We start from the raw sequence: 15,848 nt of genomic DNA on the forward strand, positions 1-15,848 counted from the left end.
GACCCGCATTTGTCGCGGGGAGGGAGCGGACGTTGGACCGAGGGATCATCGCGAGCCTGCTGCAGCATCCGCTGCCCAGCGCGGTGCTGGTATTGGATCCGGACGGCGAACCGCTGGCCGGCAATGCCGTGGCGCATGCCCTGGGGCTGATGGAAGCCGTGCGCGCCTACGCCACGGTGCTGGCCGACCAGCGCGTGCTGCTCACGCGCCCCGATGCCGACGAGGTCGCTTGCACCCTGCCGGGCCCGGCCGGGCGCCTGGATGGCGTATTGCGCACGGTGGTCGGGCGCGATGGCGAACTGCTGGCCTACACCCTGACCGTGCCCGAGCCGGACGGCGCCAGCCGCTGGCAGGTGGCCCTGGACAGCGCCGGTCACGGGCTGTGGGACTGGGACCTGCCGAGCAATGCGTTGTATCGCTCGGAAAACTGGCGCGCCATGCTCGGCTATCCGGCCGACGAGCCCATTGGCCGCGGCCTGGACAATATTCTTTCCCTGGTGCATCCAGACGACATCGAGCACGTGCGCGAAAGCGTGCGCGCCCACCTGTCCGGGGACAGTGAGGTCTATCGCTGCGAGCACCGCGTGCGCGGCCACGACGGCGGCTGGCACTGGGTGCGCGACAGCGGCCGGGTGGTGGCGCGCACGCCCGACGGACGCCCCTTGCGCATGGTCGGCACGCATACCGACATCAGCGAGCAGAAGCAGCTGGAGCGGCACCTGACCGAGCAGCGCACCCTGTTGCGCGAGACCCAGCGCATCGCCGGCATGGCCAGCTGGGTGTGGGACCCGGAGAGCGACGCCAGCTGGTGGTCCGAGGAGCTGCACGACATGGCCGGCGTGCCCGGCGAGCAGGCGCCCCCTGGCAAGCGCTGGGCGCAGGCGCTGACCGCGGCCTCGCGCGGCGTGCTGCGGCGGGCGTGGCGCCGGATGAAGCGCACCGGCGAGAACACCCATTTCGACCTGGAGGCGGTCAGGGCCGATGGCTCGCCCCTGCACCTGCGGGTCTGGGCCAAGGCCGAGCCCGACGACATCGGCGGCATCGGCCGCGTCCTGGGCAAGGTGCAGGACGTGACCGAGGAGCGTCGCACCGGCGCATTGATCCGCTGGCGCACCGAACTGCTCAACCGGGTCTCTGCGCTGGGCGGCATCGGTGGTTGCGAGATCGACGTGGTCAGCCGCCGCGTGCAGTGGACCGAGGAATGCCAGCGCCTGCACGGCCTGGACGATGGCGCCACCAGCCTGGACCAGGCGCTGGCCCTGTACACGCACGATTCGCGCGACGCCTTCGAGGCGGCGCTGGCGCGCCTGACCGAGGGCGGCCCGGCCGAGCGCCTGGGCATGTGCTTCTACCAGCCCAGCGGCAAGCGCATCTGGGTGGACGTCCAGGTGGACCTGGACCTGCGCGAGGGCATGCCGCCGCGTTTCGTGGCGCTGTTCCGCGACATCACCCGCGAGCGCGAGACCCACGAGCGCATCGAGCTGCTGTCGCACTACGACCTGCTGACCGGGCTGCCCAACCGCTTCCTGATGCGGGCCCAGGTCGAGGAAGCCATCACCACCGCGCTCGATGCCGATGCATCGCTGGCGCTGCTGGTGATCGACCTCAACGGCTTCAAGGGCATCAACGATTCCTTCGGCCATGCCGCCGGCGACATCCTGCTCAAGGCCGCGGCCGGGCGGGTGCATCGCTGCCTGCAGTCCAGCCATCTGCTGGGCCGCCTGGGCGGGGACGAGTTCCTCGTGGTGCTGCCGCACCCAGCCTCGCAGGAGCTGGCCGCCAGCGTGGCCGGGCAGCTCATCTCCGCCTTGGTCGAGCCGCTGCAGCTGGGCAACGACCTGCTCAAGATCGGCGCCAGCATCGGCATCTCCCTGCTCAGCCCGGAGCTGAAGGACTTCGACGCGCTGCTGCGCGCCGGCTACGCGGCGGTCTACGCCGCCCGCGAGAAAGGTGGCAACACCTATCAGTTCCATACCCAGGAAGTGGTGCGCACCACCCGCCGCCGGCTGGAGCTGGAACAGGCGCTGCGCGGTGCGGTGGAGCGGGAGGAATTCAGCCTGGTCTACCAGCCGGTCGTGGCCAGCAAGGGCGACCACCCGCCGGGCATCGAGGCCCTGCTGCGCTGGCATCGTCCCGGCATCGGCTACTGCAGTCCGGTGGATTTCATCCCGGTGGCCGAAAGCTGCGGGGAGATCGTGCGCATCGGCGACTGGGTGCTGACCGAGGCCTGCCGCCAGGCCGTGGCCTGGGAGAAGGCCGGCCTGTCCTTCAGCCGCATCTCGGTCAACATCTCCGCCGTGCAGCTGCGCGACCCGGGCTTTGCCGAACGCGTGGTCGCGCTGTGCAAGCGCGCCGGTTGGACACCCCAGCGCCTGGAGCTGGAGCTGACCGAGTCGGTGCTGATCCTGGAAAGCGATGCCCTGCGCAACTGCTTCCAGACCCTGGAAGCGCACGGCGTGCTGCTGGCCATCGACGACTTCGGCACCGGTTTCTCCAATCTGCGCTACCTCAACCGCTTCCCCGTGCAGCGCCTGAAGATCGATCGCAGCTTCGTCAGCGACATGCTCACCGACCGCAACACCAGCGAGGTGACCCAAGCCATCATCCACCTGGGCCACGCCTTGGGCATGCGCGTGGTGGCCGAAGGCGCCGAACAGCCCGAGCACTGCGCCTGGCTGCACGAGCAGGGCTGCGACGAGGTCCAGGGCTACTACTACACCCGCCCGCTGCCGCCGCGCGAAATGGCGCAGTGGCTGCGGAGCGGACGGGTCTAGGACCTGCGTCGGCGCGCTCGTCGTTGGGTCGACCCCGCATCACGATGTGGGCTGGATGTCAGCCGGCTTTGACGGCGACTGCTGTTGGCTGGAAGCATCAGCGCCGTTGTCGATCAGTCAGCCGTCTGTGCTCACTGTGCGTCGCATTTTCTGCCTTGGCGCGTCTGCCGTCTTTGGCGCTGTCCGATCTTCCTGTACCGTCTACAGGTCTCATCGCCGTCCGATGTGATCCAGGCTGAAGCTTGTCGATGCGAGCTTCGTAACAAGTCAATCCGTGAGCTAGGTCGAACAATGCGAACGCAGATGCGCAGTGGCTGGTGGAGCATGGGCGTAGCCGCACTCCTGGCCGCGCCTTTCCCCGCAGTTGGCGCTGCGCAAGGGCATGAGGCGTTCATGGAGGCCGTTCGTGGAACCACGACATCGCCCGCCTATGTAAAAGTGCTGCTCACCGACAAGCGCACTGCGCACACATTCGAGAGCTGCGTGCCTGCCAATCTGTTTTCCGGTGCAGTGCATAGGGAGTATGGTTTCGCTTACGACGCAGCTGGGATCGCCGCAGCCGAGCGCTTCATCACTGCCAATCCACGACACGCCTATTCTTTCGAAAGCCCGGCTGCGCTTGCGAACATGCCGTGGCACCCATTCACCGCGGAGCTGGCAGCGGCGTCGGCGCTGGTGGTCAGAACGCCCTCAAATGCGTTGCGCGAATCGGTCGCGCAAGGCGCATTGCTGCAGTTCTACGTGGATCACCCGCGCCAGCGCCAGCGGATGGCAGCATTAGCGTGTGCGCTGATCGATCAAGGCCTCAAACCTGCTGTAGCCGACATGACGGGGCGCCTCATCTTGAGGCCTTGATGCAGCAGGCCAGCGGCCTGGTTCTTCACATCAGGATGGCGCGCGGCGCCATTGATGGCCGCAGATTTCGGGTCGCGGGACGGGACGTGAGACGAACGGCCCGGTCAAAGGCCTGGGCATCACTCCGCCAGGCTCAACCCATCCACCGCCAGGTCCCAGTCGATATAGGAGGCGACCGGGTCGATCGCCGCTGCGGGTTTGCGGGGCGGCTTGGCCGCGCGCAGCTGGGCCAGTTCGTCCAGGGCCAGGGTTTCCAGGCCGCGCAGGGCCACCGGGTGGGCCAGGGCCTCGTCGCTGAAGGAGGCGGCCTCGGCGCGCGTGGCGTAGACGCGCGGCTCGGCCCGACCGATGTCATGTCGGAGCGCGTCGTCCGGATCTGCGGCGAAATCGTTCATGACGTTGGGCCGGATGGGGGCGGGCGAAACGACAAGGCGCCGTTGCGGTGTGAACCGTACGGCGCCTGGGGGCCGGTCTGCAAGACCGGCATGGATCAGAACAACTCGACGGTGCCGGCGCCCATGGTTTCCTGCGCCACCGGCTTGTGCGGCGGACGCTCCCATTCGCTGCGCATGTCGCGCACGCGCTGGCACAGGTGCTGCAGGGTGCGCAGCACTTCCACGTCCTGCGCGCCGGAGCGACCCATCAGTTCCTGCAGCGAGCTGGCCTCGCGGTTGATCGCGGTCAGGCGGTCCAGATGGGTATGCACGCCGCCCAGCGCCTGGGTGGTGATGTCCTCGAACTGCAGGGCACGCACCGCCTCGGCCACGCTGCCGTCGATGGCGCGGGCGCATTCGGAGATTTCGCGGATGCCTTCGCCCAGGGAGGCGTTGATGGCGGCCACGTTGTCCAGCATGGTCGCCGCCTCGTGACGGGCCTCGCGGGAGCGGTCCAGGTCGCGGGAGGCCATGTTCGACACGGTCTCGCGGACCTTGGCGATGGCGTCCTTGGAGCTGTGGGCCAGCTTGCGGATCTGCTCGTTGAAGGTGGTGGAGCGCTCGGACAGGTTGCGCACCTCGTCGGCCACCACCGCGAAGCCGCGGCCGGCCTCGCCAGCGCGGGCCGCTTCGATGGCCGCGTTCAGCGCCAGCAGGTTGGTCTGGTCGGCGATGGACTTGACGTCTTCCAGCAGCGAGAAGATGCCGTCCAGGTGCTCGGCCATCTGGTCGATCTGGCCGACCGTGGCGGTGGACTGGCCGGAGACCTGCTCCAGCGCCTCCACCAGCTGCTCCATGCGATGGCTGGCATGCTGGGCGAAGCGGGCGAAGTCCACGCCGTTGCCGCCATGGTCGCCGGTGCGGTCGACGATACGGGCCACGGCCTGGCTCTGCTGGCGCGAGCGCTGGTTCATCGCCGAGAAGCTGCTGCCCAGGCCGGACACGGCCTGGCGGATCAGTTCGCGGGCGCGCTCGATTTCCGAGCGGGAGCCCTCGATTTCGTTGCCGAGGAACTTGCGCAGCTCGGTGAGCAGCTGGTCCTGCTCGCGCAGGATGCGGGCCTGCTCGGCACTGGGCTGGCTGGCGGCCCCGGAGCGCAAGGCGGCCCAGGCCCCGAACCCGAGCCAGCTCAAGGTCATCGTGGTCAAGATGGCGTAACGGACAGGCGCGGGCCAACCAAAGCCTTCGGCGATGGGGAGCAGGAGGGTCAGGACCAACGGGGCGGTCATATGGATCAGGACGCGGGAGTTCATGGAGGCTCTCGACAGGTTCACGGTTGCTTTATCGGCGCTGGGGGGCCCGGCTTTAGCCCGGGGTTGCGATCCGTTTTTGCGCGTGCCCGGCGAGTGCGCACTGAAAATAGGGCTTCTGTTCCGCTTCGAGGGCCGCCACGGCTGCCGGGATCGCCTTGGAGGCAGTCCCCGCGCTCGGGTTCCTTCCTCTGTGAGGGAAAGCGACGGTGGATGAAGAAGCGTCATCCACCCTACGGCGTAGGGTGGACAACGCGAAGCTTGTCCACCACGGCGGCCGAGGTTTGCAGGCGGCTATGCGCACGTCGACCGTTCCGTGGCGATGGTGGATGGAAGAGCGTCATCCACCCTACGAGCCTGTGAGGGAAAGCGAGTCGATGAAAAAGCGTCATCCACCCTACGGCGTAGGGTGGACAACGCGAAGCTTGTCCACCAAGACGACCGAGGTGGCACAGGCTGGCGCGCCGCGACCCGCGCGCTGACCGTGTCACGGCGACGGTGGATGGAAGAGCGTCATCCACCCTACGCGCCTGGCATCCCGCCATCCCCGTCGTGGACACCGACACGAAAAACCCCCGCCGGCAGCGCCGACGGGGGCCCAGGTCACGCGTGGCCGCGGCTCAGCGGACCACGGTCTGGAAGCTGGCTGTGTTGTTGCCCAGGTCGGCCTCGGACGAGCCGGTCTGGGTGCTGGCCTTGACCTCGATCACGCCCGAGGCCGGGGTCGGACGCGCCGGCACCCGCAGGCGGAACACCGCCTGGCGGCCGGCCTCCAGCGGCAGCAGGGCCGTGCAGCGGTAGCTGGTGGCGCGCAGCGAGCCACGCGGCAGGCATACCCAGCCCAGCGGCGGCACCACCGCCGTGAGCAGGGTCATGGTGTTGCCGCTGAGCTCCACCGTCGGCCGCGCCGCACGCACGTTGCCGATGTTGCGCAGGGTGGCGGTGTAGTCGGCCGAGAACGTACGCCGGCTGATGCTGGCATCGCCGGACAGGGCAATGGCCAGGTCGGCCACGTTGGCCGCCTGCACGGCGATGCTGGCGGCCGCCGCGTCGTTGGTGGCGTCGGGGTCGAAGCTCTGCGTGCTGGAGGCCACCGACAGCGTGGCCTGTCCCCCCGCCTGTGCGGCCAGCGAGGTGGCGCGCACGGCGAAGGATGCGCTGTCCTGCACCGCCAGCGAGGTCGCGGTACAGGCCACCGAGGTGTTGCCGTTGGCGACCTGGGCCGTATCGCAGCTCCAGCCGGCCGGCGCGGTGACCACCATGTCCGGCAGCGCCGCGTTCAGCGCGAACCCCACGCCCGGGAACTCGGCCGCCTCCGGTCCCAGGTTGGTCAGCTGCGCGGTGTACTGCAGCGGGGCGCCGGCGCGCACCGACTGCACGCTCGCCGCCGCGCTCACCGCCAGGTCGGCGCGGTGGCGGAACTCGAAGTACGCCACCACCGGGTCGTGGTCGGACAGGCGCGAGGGGCTGGTCGCATCGTTGCGCGCCACTTCCGGGAAGTCGGCGTTGACGCGCGCGTGGTCCAGGCCAAACGAGGTGGCCGCCAGCAGCAGCGCCTCGTTGCCGAGCACGTGGTCCAGGGTCTGCGCGTTGCCGCCGAAGACGAAGGAGTACTGCTGGCCCGGCTCCTCCAGCGTGCCCAGGTTGACCAGGTCCGGATCGACCAGGTCGATGCCATCGCCGGCTACCACGGTCTGCGCATCCGGGGTAGGCGTGCCGGTGACCACGTTCATCGCATCGACGTAGCCATCGTTGAACTGGAACGCGTTGAAGTCGCCCAGCACGGCGATGCGACGCTCCGGGTCGGCCTGCTGCATCTGCTGGATCAGCCCGGCCAGGTACTCGGCCTGCTTCTGGCGCTTGGCGCGCACCCGCTCGCCGGCCGCATCGTCGGTCTCGGCCCCGTTGAGCGAGCGCTGGTGCACGGCGATCACGGTGATGGGGAAGCTGCGGCCATCGGCATAGTGCACCGTGGCGTCCAGCGCCAGCGGCGGGCGGTCGTTGAGCAGGCTGCTCTGGCCGTCGGGCTGGACCCAGGTGGTGTCCTTGCCGTGCTGGGTCACCGCGCCCACTTCCACGCGGGCCACCGCGCCGGTCACCGCCGCAGTCTTGACCAGGAAGCCCACGTCGATCCCGCCGACGTCGTTGCCTTCCTCCAGATAGGCCACGTACTGCGGGTCGCTGGCCCCGGCCGCCACTGCATCGGCATTGATGCGCGCGGCCAGGGTCTGCAGCACCGACAGGTTCTCCACCTCCACCGTGGCCAGGATGTCGGGCAGGTGCAGGTAGTCGCGCACGGTCAGCGAGGCCTTGGCCAGGCGCCGCTCGAACGCGGCGGCGGTCAGCACCGGCTCGCCGATGGCCGGGTCGTTGGTGGTGTCGAAGAAGCGCTCCAAGTTGTAGCCGGCCACGGTGAACTCATCGCTGGTCGGCAGGCGCGCGGCCTGTGGCAGCTGGCCCGGGGTGACCTGGATGGCCACCGCCGGATCGCGGTGCAGGGTGTAGCGGCGGAAGCCGTAGTCCAGCGGACCGGTATAGCCGGTGATCACCGCGCCCACCGACAGGTCCAGCGTGTAGGCGGCGCCACCCAGGCTGTCGCTGTCCAGGGTGAACAGCTCCGGATTGGCGTCCCACTGCGGGATCGGCGGCATGCTGCTGCCGCTCGGGGCCGGGGTCGGCGCCTCGATGCCGGGCTCGCGGAACGGACGGGCCACGCCGGTGACCACCGCCTGCAGGATGCCGTTGCTGGTGCCGGTGGCGCTGGTCTCGTTGGTGTTGCCGCCGGTGGGCGCGACCACGGTCAGACTGGCCGCGGTGACGCGCATGCCTTCCAGGCGCTCGAGCTGCTCCAGCCCGCCGCTGGCCGAGGGGAAGTCCGGCGTCAGCGCGATCGGTGCCGGCAGGGCGTTTCCGGTAGACAGCAGCGACACCGTCGGCGCACCGCCGATCTCGGTCAGCGGCAGCTGGTAGGGATCGGTGCTGGGCACGTACTCCAGCACGGTGCCGCTCACGCGCACCTCGTTGCCCACCGCCACGGCGGCCGGCGGGGCGCTGCCGGTATAGACGTAGATGCCCTCGGAGGTGGCCGGATCTGCGTCGGCATCGGCATCGCGCGCCTGCAGGAAGAAGCCGGCGCTCTTGACCCCGGTGACGATGCCGGTCGTATAGACCAGCGCCCCCTCCATCGGCGAGCGGCTGCCGTTGCCCTGGATGGCGTGGATCGCGGTCAGGCTGACGTCGTCGTTGACGATGGTGGCCTGCACCTGCTGCCGGCCCAGCACCGCCCCGGCGGCATTGGACAGCCGCAGGAAGAAGGTCTCATCGGCCTCGGTCACGGCATCGTCGATGACCTGCACCGACACGGTGGCACTGGTCTGGCCCTGCGCGATGCGCAGCGTACCCGACGCGGCGGTGTAGTCGCTGCCGGCGGTGGCCGTGCCATCGGCGGTGGTCCAGTCGACCTGGACGCCACCAGCCGCGGCCGGCTGGTTCAGGGTGAAGGTGAAGACGAACGCGCCGCTGGCCTCGTCCTGGCTGATGTCGGCCGCGGTCAGCACCGCCTGGCCGGCCGCGCCGCAGATGTTGGCTGCGCTGGCGCTGTTGCGTGGGGCCGGGGTGCCGGTGGCGAAGTCGGCGGCGTTGTTGTTGGTGTCGGTGCAGCCGGCATCGGCGCGCAGGGCGGCGGTGGCGTTGCTCAGGTTGGGCGTGGGCGCCGAACCTTCGGCGCAGCTGGCGGTGCTGCCGAAACCGACGAAATCCACATTGCCGGTGGGGCAGGCGCCACTGAGCGCGGCGCCGTTGGCCACCAGCGCGACCTTGCCGGCGGTGCCGGACATGGCGATGGCGCCGGTGGCGTCCGGATCGGGCAGGGCGGGCGCGGCCGCATTGCTGCCATCGGCCTGCTTGACCAGGTAGTAGCCGCCGGCGGGGATGCTGCCGCTCAGTTCGGTGCGCTGCCAGCTGGTGCCGGTGGCGCTGGCGTACTGCACGGTCCAGCCGGCCAGGCTGACCTCTTGGGCCGAGGTGTTGTGCAGCTCGATGAAATCGCTGCGCAGCGGCGCGCCGCTGTTGCCGCCGCCGCCGTAGACCTGGCTGATGACGACCTGTGCCGGCGCGGCCTGGATGGCGCACACCGCCACTGCAAGCGCCAGCAGGCGCTTCGTTCCGTGCTTCATATGACGCTCCTTCGGGGGAATGGCCGCCCCTTGCGTCCCCTGGCGGCCTGGCTGGATTGTGGCGCGATCCTGGGTTTTGTCCATGACAGGCCGGTGACGCCGGGTACCATGGCCGCCCCTTCCGGGCATTCCAAGCAGGTCGATGAGCATCCAGGACAACCAGCGGCCGCTGGAAGCGGGCATCCATACCGACCTGGCCGGTCGCACCACCTACGGCGGCTACCTGCGGCTGGACCTGTTGCTGCAGGCGCAGCAGCCCCTGTCCGCGCCGGCGCATCACGACGAGATGCTGTTCATCGTCCAGCACCAGGTGTCCGAGCTGTGGATGAAGCTGATGAGCCACGAGCTGGCCGCGGCAATCGGCCACCTGGGGCGCAACGAGGTCTGGCAGACGCGCAAGGTGCTGGCCCGGGCCAAGCAGGTGCTGCGCCAGCTGACCGAGCAGTGGTCGGTGCTGGAGACCCTGACCCCTTCCGAGTACATGGGGTTTCGCGACATCCTGGGCCCGTCCTCGGGCTTCCAGTCGCTGCAGTACCGGCAGATCGAGTTCGTGCTGGGCAACAAGAACGCCTCGATGCTCAAGGTGTTCTCGCACGACCCGGCCGGGCAGGACACCCTGCGCGCGACCCTGGCCGCTCCCAGCCTGTACGAGGTGTTCCTGGCCTATCTCTCGCGCTTTGGCCATGCCATCCCGCCGCATCACCTGGCGCGCGACTGGTCCCAGCCACACGTGTCCGACCCGGCGCTGGTGCCGGTGTTCGGCCGCATCTACGAGGACACGTCCCGCTTCTGGCGCGAGTACGAGCTGTGCGAGGACCTGGTGGATTTCGAGAGCCAGTTCCAGCTGTGGCGCTTCCGCCACATGCGCACGGTGATGCGGGTGATCGGCTTCAAGCGCGGCACTGGCGGCTCTTCGGGCGTGGGTTTCCTCAAGCAGGCGCTGGAGCTGACCTTCTTCCCGGAGCTGTTCGAGGTGCGCACCACCATCGGTCTGGGTTCGCCGACCACGCCGCCGGCAGGTGCGTGAATCGCAGTGCAGCATTTGCCTGAATAGGCGTGCCGGGTCCCGGCACTTCAAGCACTTGATTTTACGAAGATTTGACGCCGCGCGCCGCCGTCGGTGATCCTCCCCGGTCCGCCGCCGGGGGCGTTCATGTCCCCTGCCACGTCATTCGCTTTCACAGGGGAAACTCTGCATGTCGCTTGAGGCCAAGTCGCCGACCCTCGAACCCGTACCGCCCGTCACGCCCGGCGATCCGCCCGTGTTCGGCAACCTGATGGGCCATCCGCGCCCCTTGTGGATGCTGTTCATGACCGAATTCTGGGAGCGCTTCGCCTTTTACGGCATCCGCTGGGCGCTGGTGCTCTACATCGTGGCGCAGTTCCATGGCGGCGATGCGTCAGGCCAGGCCGATGCCAGCCGCACCTACGGCGCCTACCTGGCGCTGGTGTACGCGGCGGCGATCTTCGGCGGCTATGTCGCCGACCGGGTGATCGGCTACCAGCGCTCGATCCTGGTCGGCGCCATCGTCATGGCGACCGGTCTGTTCCTGATCTCCGTCCCCAATCCGCAGGTGTTCCAGCTGGGCCTGGCGACGATCATCGTCGGCAATGGCCTGTTCAAGCCGAACATTTCCACCATGGTCGGCAAGCTCTACGGCCTGAAGGACGAGCGCCGCGATTCGGGCTTCACCATCTTCTACATGGGCATCAACATCGGCGCGATGATCGCCCCGGTACTGACCCAGTTCCTGGCCGAGCGGGTCTTCGGCACCGAGGCCATGCCCTCCTACAAGATGGTGTTCATCGCCTCGGGCGTCGGCATGCTGATCAGCCTGGTGTGGTTCTATATCGGTCGCGCGGGATTGCAGGGGATCGGCGCACCGCCGGCTGGCGGCGAGGGCATGGGCCGGGTCGGTCTGGTCCTGGTCGGCTGCGTGGTGTCGGTGCCGGTGATGTACTTCCTGCTGGCCATGGGCGCCAACGCGCTGGCCTGGGTGCTGGGCGTGATGTTCGTCATCCTGTCGATCCTGCTGCTGGCCGAAGGCATCCGCGAAGGACAGGTGCAGCGCGACCGGGTGATCGCCATGCTGATCATCTTCGCCTTCAACGTGCTGTTCTGGTGCTTCTTCGAACAGGCAGGCAGTTCGTTCACCTTCCTGGCAGACAACATCGTCAATCGCCAGTTTGGCGACTGGACCTTCCCGACCGCCTGGTTTCAGTCGGTCAACTCGGTGGCCATCATCACCCTGGCTCCCGTGGTCGCCTGGCTGTGGGTGAAGCTGGGCAAGGCCAATCCCTCGATCCCGCGCAAGTTCGGCCTGGGGCTGCTGTTCAACGGTTTCGCCTTTGCGCTGCTGTGGTTCGCCCTGTCCAGCCTGGTCAGCGACAGCGGCAAGATCCCGTTCTGGACCTTGTTCATGGTCTACGTCATCCAGTCGGTGGGCGAGCTGTGCCTGTCGCCGATCGGCCTGTCGATGGTCACCAAGCTGGCGCCGGTGCGTCTGGTCGGTTTCGGCATGGGCGGCTGGTTCCTGTCCACCGGCATCGGCAACAACCTGTCCGGCATCTTCGCCGGCCTGGTCAGCGGCGAAGGCGGCATGACCCCCGAGTCGGCCCAGCATGCCTATACCATGGGCTTCTGGATCCTGGCCGGCTTCGGCGTGCTGCTGTTCTTGATCGCGCCGCTGGTCAACAAGCTGATGCACGGGGTGAAGTGATCCATCGCGGCGCCCGGGCATCGTCCGGGCGCTGTCCATTGCCGGCAAACGAAAACGCGGCCTCATGGGCCGCGTTTTTATTTTGGACGTGCCACGCGCCTGGCCTCAGAACCGGGGTGGCGCTGCCGCCGGGCGCGGGCTCTCGGCGTGGCACATGTCGGCGATCTTCTGGGTCATGGTGTTCATGCCCGGCCCAGCCAGCTTGGTCAGCAGCTGGTCCAGCTGCTCGCGTTCGGCCTGGTCCAGGGGCGAGAGCAGCTCCTGCTCGCAGGACAGCACCATCGGCGCGATCTCGTCGTGCACCGCCAGGCCGGCCGGCGACAGCGCCAGCACCGATCGGCGGCGGTCGTCGCTGTGGATCCGGCGCTGCAGCAGCCCGCGCTCCAGCAGGCGCGCCACCGCGCGGCTGACGGCGACCTTGTCCATGCCGGTGTGCTCGCAGACCTCGCTGGCCGACAGGCTGGGGAAGCGCCCCAGCACCGCCATGGTGCGCCACTCGGTCACCGCCAGCCCGTGGCGACGGTGGTACTCGCCGGAAATGCTGTGGATCACCCGGTAGGCCAGGATGCTGAGCCGGTAGGGCAGCAGGTGCTCAAGATCCAGCGTGACCTGGGCGGAAGAGGCGGAATTATCGGGCTGGTTGGCTGAGTTCATGTCGCAATGCGGCTTGATGTCGGTTTCAATGGAAACTATAACGCGGCCTCAGAAGTCCCGTTTCCATGCCGCCCCCAATGCGTCCATGATGCGACAAAGTGGCGGCTCAGAGGAGAGTTTCGTGATGAGCGCACATCCGCCGGCCGGTATGGAGGTCACCACCTTCGACAACCCGATGGGCATCGACGGCTTCGAGTTCGTCGAATTCGCCGCCCCCGCCGGGCAGGGCGCGCAGCTGCACGACTACTTCCGCAAGCTCGGCTTCACCCAGGTCGCCCGGCACCGCACGCGCCCGATCAGCACCTATCGCCAGGGCGACTGCACCTTCCTGATCAACGAGGATCCGGACTCCTTCGCCGCCGACTTTGCCGCCCAGCACGGGCCCAGCGCCTGCGGCTTCGCCATCCGCGTCAACAAGCTGGCCGAGTGGGCGCGCGTGCAGGCCTTGAAGAACGGCGCCGAGGTGATCGGCGAGCGTGAGGTGACCAAGGCCGTGGCCGCGCCGGTGATCAAGGGCATCGGCGGCTGCATGCTTTACATCGTGGACCGCTATGACGAGCAGGGCACCATCCACGACCCGGACTACGAGTTCCTGCCGGGCGTGGAGCGCATGCCGGCCGGCTTCGGCCTGACCTTCATCGACCACCTGACCCACAACCTCTACCCGGGCAACATGGCCAAGTGGGCCGACTATTACGAGCGGCTGTTCAACTTCCGCGAGATCAAATACTTCGACATCAAGGGCGCCAAGACCGGCCTGGTGTCCAAGGCCATGACCGCGCCGGACGGCATGGTGCGCATCCCGCTCAACGAGTCCAACGACCCCAAGTCGCAGATCAACGAATACCTGGATGCCTACAAGGGTGAGGGCATCCAGCACATCGCCTGCTTCACCGACGACATCTACACCACGGTGGAGAAGATGCGCGCGGCCGGCGTGGATTTCCTGGATACGCCGGACACCTACTTCGACGTCATCGACCAGCGCGTGCCCAACCACGGCGAGGACGTGGCGCGCCTGCAGAAGAACAAGATCCTCATCGATGCCGACCGCGAGACCCACCAGCGCAAGCTGCTGCAGATCTTCACCCAGAACGCGATCGGCCCGATCTTCTTCGAGATCATCCAGCGCAAGGGCAACGAGGGCTTTGGCGAAGGCAACTTCCAGGCATTGTTCGAAAGCATCGAACGCGACCAGATGCGGCGTGGGGTGCTGTAACGCCGCCGCAGGCATCCTGCTCGGACTTTCCTTGCTGGGTTCGAGCGCACAGGCCCGGCCCGGGTCGGACACGTCGTCGGCCTCGGTCGTGGCCGATCTTGACGGGGATGGACGGCCGGACCACGTGTCCTTGGACGTCGTTGGCGATCGCGTGGTGCTCAAGATGAGCATTGCAGGGCGCAAGCAGGCGCAGGCCGAGTCGTTCGCAAAGCGAGACTTCGGTTGCTCCCCCGTCACCTGGAAAGAAACTTGTCCGGGCGAGCGTGGGGTCATGCGCGCGGTGGCGGTGGACTCAGCTTTTCGTAAGGACTTCGCGTTGATGTTCGACCTCGAAGCGGCGCATCTTTCCTCTCGCAAGGGCGCGCATGTCGTGGTCATTCCGCTGGCCGGGACCGATCCGTTCTGGGTGTACTGGGACCCCACCATCAATGGCGTGGCCTGGACGCGCCTGTAGCCAAGAGTCATCACATGGGTATCGACCGTAGTTACCAGACCGGCTTCGGCAACAGCTTCGCCACCGAGGCCATCCCCGGCACCCTGCCGGTGGGCCGCAACTCCCCGCAGCGCGTGGCCCATGGCCTCTACGCCGAGCAGTTGTCCTGCACGGCCTTCACCGCCCCGCGCGGGCACAACCGGCGCAGCTGGCTGTATCGCATCCGCCCGGCGGCCGTGCATGGCGCGTTCGCGCGCTGGGCCCAGCCGCAGTTCCACAACCGCTTCGACGAACAACCGGTTTCGCCCGAGCAGTTGCGCTGGTCGCCGCTGCCGATGCCGCAGGCGCCGGTGGATTTCATCGAAGGCCTCTACACCATGGCCGGCAACGGCAGCCCGGCCGCGCTGGGCGGCGTGGGCGTGCACATGTACGCCGCCAACCGCGACATGGCCGGGCGCTACTTCTACAACGCCGATGCCGAACTGCTGATCGTGCCGCAGGCCGGGCGCCTGCACCTGGCCACCGAACTGGGCGCCCTGAGCGTCGAGCCGCAGCAGATCGCGGTGATCCCGCGCGGCGTGCGCTTTGCCGTGGCGCTGCCCGATGGCCAGGCGCGCGGCTATGTCTGCGAAAACTTCGGCGCGCTGCTGCAGCTGCCGGAGCTGGGGCCGATCGGCGCCAATGGCCTGGCCAATGCGCGCGACTTCGAAACTCCGCACGCGGCCTATGAGGATGTCGAGGGCGAGTTCGAGCTGATCGCCAAGTTCCAGGGCCACCTGTGGCGCGCGCCGATCGACCACTCGCCGCTGGACGTGGTGGCCTGGCACGGCAACGCCGCGCCGTACCGCTACGACCTGCGCCGCTTCAACACCATCGGCTCGATCAGCTTCGACCACCCCGATCCGTCGATCTTCACCGTGCTCAGCTCGGCCAGCGACACGCCGGGCGTGGCCAACCTGGATTTCGTGATCTTCCCGCCGCGCTGGCTGGTGGCGCAGGACACCTTCCGCCCGCCGTGGTTCCACCGCAACGTGGCCAGCGAGTTCATGGGGCTGGTGCATGGCGCCTATGACGCCAAGGCCGAGGGATTCGCCCCGGGCGGGGCTTCGCTGCACAACTGCATGAGCGGGCACGGCCCGGATGCGGCCACCTTCGAGCGCGCCTCGCAGGCCGACCTGTCCAGGCCCGATGTCATCACCGACACCATGGCCTTCATGTTCGAAACCCGCGCGGTGCTGTGCCCCAGTGCGCAAGCCCTGGCCGCCGCGCACCGGCAGCGCGACTATCCACAATGCTGGGCCGGCCTGGGCAAGCGCTTTTCTCCGCCGGCCTGA

The 15,848-nt window shown here is 68.2% G+C and carries 11 protein-coding genes; 7 read left to right on the top strand and 4 right to left on the bottom strand.

The window, feature by feature from the left end:
• Window positions 1-32 precede the first annotated feature (32 nt).
• Complete coding sequence (locus EPA99_RS14505; protein ID WP_129471959.1) at window positions 33-2,774, top strand: sensor domain-containing protein; 2,742 nt, start codon at window positions 33-35, stop codon at window positions 2,772-2,774.
• A gap of 393 nt (window positions 2,775-3,167) precedes the next feature.
• Window positions 3,168-3,629: a hypothetical protein gene (locus EPA99_RS14510; protein ID WP_129471960.1), complete on the top strand. Its 462-nt coding sequence runs from the start codon at window positions 3,168-3,170 to the stop codon at window positions 3,627-3,629.
• A gap of 119 nt (window positions 3,630-3,748) precedes the next feature.
• On the opposite strand, the gene EPA99_RS14515 is transcribed toward EPA99_RS14510, so the two are convergent.
• The 3 genes from EPA99_RS14515 to EPA99_RS14525 all read right to left on the bottom strand — a co-directional run bounded on the left by EPA99_RS14515 (window position 3,749) and on the right by EPA99_RS14525 (window position 9,488).
• The gene (locus EPA99_RS14515) at window positions 3,749-4,024 is read right to left on the bottom strand and encodes a hypothetical protein (RefSeq protein WP_129471961.1); all 276 of its coding nucleotides are present in this window, start codon (window positions 4,022-4,024) and stop codon (window positions 3,749-3,751) included.
• Between the two features lie 95 nt (window positions 4,025-4,119).
• Window positions 4,120-5,316: a methyl-accepting chemotaxis protein gene (locus tag EPA99_RS14520; protein WP_129471962.1), complete on the bottom strand. Its 1,197-nt coding sequence runs from the start codon at window positions 5,314-5,316 to the stop codon at window positions 4,120-4,122.
• A gap of 617 nt (window positions 5,317-5,933) precedes the next feature.
• Window positions 5,934-9,488 (bottom strand): Calx-beta domain-containing protein, encoded by a 3,555-nt coding sequence (locus EPA99_RS14525; protein WP_129471963.1) that lies wholly within the window; start codon window positions 9,486-9,488, stop codon window positions 5,934-5,936.
• A 142-nt stretch (window positions 9,489-9,630) separates the two neighbouring features.
• On the opposite strand from EPA99_RS14525, the gene EPA99_RS14530 reads away from it, so the two are divergent.
• Window positions 9,631-10,515, top strand: a complete 885-nt coding sequence (locus EPA99_RS14530) for a tryptophan 2,3-dioxygenase (RefSeq protein ID WP_129471964.1) — start codon at window positions 9,631-9,633, stop codon at window positions 10,513-10,515.
• Between the two features lie 169 nt (window positions 10,516-10,684).
• Window positions 10,685-12,208 carry a peptide MFS transporter gene (locus EPA99_RS14535; RefSeq protein WP_129471965.1) on the top strand — a complete coding sequence of 508 codons (1,524 nt, stop codon included), beginning with the start codon at window positions 10,685-10,687 and terminating at the stop codon, window positions 12,206-12,208.
• Window positions 12,209-12,313: 105 nt separating this feature from the next.
• Here EPA99_RS14535 and EPA99_RS14540 read toward each other — a convergent pair whose 3' ends face one another.
• On the bottom strand, window positions 12,314-12,862 hold the full coding sequence (locus EPA99_RS14540; protein ID WP_129471966.1) for a MarR family winged helix-turn-helix transcriptional regulator: 549 nt from the start codon (window positions 12,860-12,862) through the stop codon (window positions 12,314-12,316).
• A 148-nt stretch (window positions 12,863-13,010) separates the two neighbouring features.
• Between EPA99_RS14540 and hppD the strand changes: the two genes are divergently transcribed.
• From hppD to hmgA, 3 genes are all read left to right on the top strand, one after another.
• A complete protein-coding gene (gene hppD / locus EPA99_RS14545) occupies window positions 13,011-14,081 on the top strand; it encodes a 4-hydroxyphenylpyruvate dioxygenase (protein WP_129472054.1) in 1,071 nt (356 codons plus the stop codon).
• Between the two features lie 88 nt (window positions 14,082-14,169).
• Window positions 14,170-14,535, top strand: a complete 366-nt coding sequence (locus tag EPA99_RS14550) for a hypothetical protein (protein WP_129471967.1) — start codon at window positions 14,170-14,172, stop codon at window positions 14,533-14,535.
• Window positions 14,536-14,549: 14 nt separating this feature from the next.
• Window positions 14,550-15,848: a homogentisate 1,2-dioxygenase gene (hmgA, locus tag EPA99_RS14555; RefSeq protein WP_129471968.1), complete on the top strand. Its 1,299-nt coding sequence runs from the start codon at window positions 14,550-14,552 to the stop codon at window positions 15,846-15,848.

The organism is Pseudoxanthomonas composti (assembly GCF_004122095.1).
Lineage (GTDB): Bacteria > Pseudomonadota > Gammaproteobacteria > Xanthomonadales > Xanthomonadaceae > Pseudoxanthomonas_A > Pseudoxanthomonas_A composti.

Bases quoted from the DNA above. Each gene is read 5' to 3' on its own strand.
- EPA99_RS14530 (WP_129471964.1), top strand. From the start codon at position 9,631: ATGAGCATCCAGGACAACCAGCGGCCGCTGGAAGCGGGCATCCATACC.
- EPA99_RS14520 (WP_129471962.1), bottom strand. From the start codon at position 5,316: ATGAACTCCCGCGTCCTGATCCATATGACCGCCCCGTTGGTCCTGACC.
- EPA99_RS14540 (WP_129471966.1), bottom strand. From the start codon at position 12,862: ATGAACTCAGCCAACCAGCCCGATAATTCCGCCTCTTCCGCCCAGGTC.
- EPA99_RS14510 (WP_129471960.1), top strand. From the start codon at position 3,168: ATGGAGGCCGTTCGTGGAACCACGACATCGCCCGCCTATGTAAAAGTG.
- hmgA (WP_129471968.1), top strand. From the start codon at position 14,550: ATGGGTATCGACCGTAGTTACCAGACCGGCTTCGGCAACAGCTTCGCC.
- EPA99_RS14515 (WP_129471961.1), bottom strand. From the start codon at position 4,024: ATGAACGATTTCGCCGCAGATCCGGACGACGCGCTCCGACATGACATC.
- hppD (WP_129472054.1), top strand. From the start codon at position 13,011: ATGGAGGTCACCACCTTCGACAACCCGATGGGCATCGACGGCTTCGAG.
- EPA99_RS14535 (WP_129471965.1), top strand. From the start codon at position 10,685: ATGTCGCTTGAGGCCAAGTCGCCGACCCTCGAACCCGTACCGCCCGTC.
- EPA99_RS14525 (WP_129471963.1), bottom strand. From the start codon at position 9,488: ATGAAGCACGGAACGAAGCGCCTGCTGGCGCTTGCAGTGGCGGTGTGC.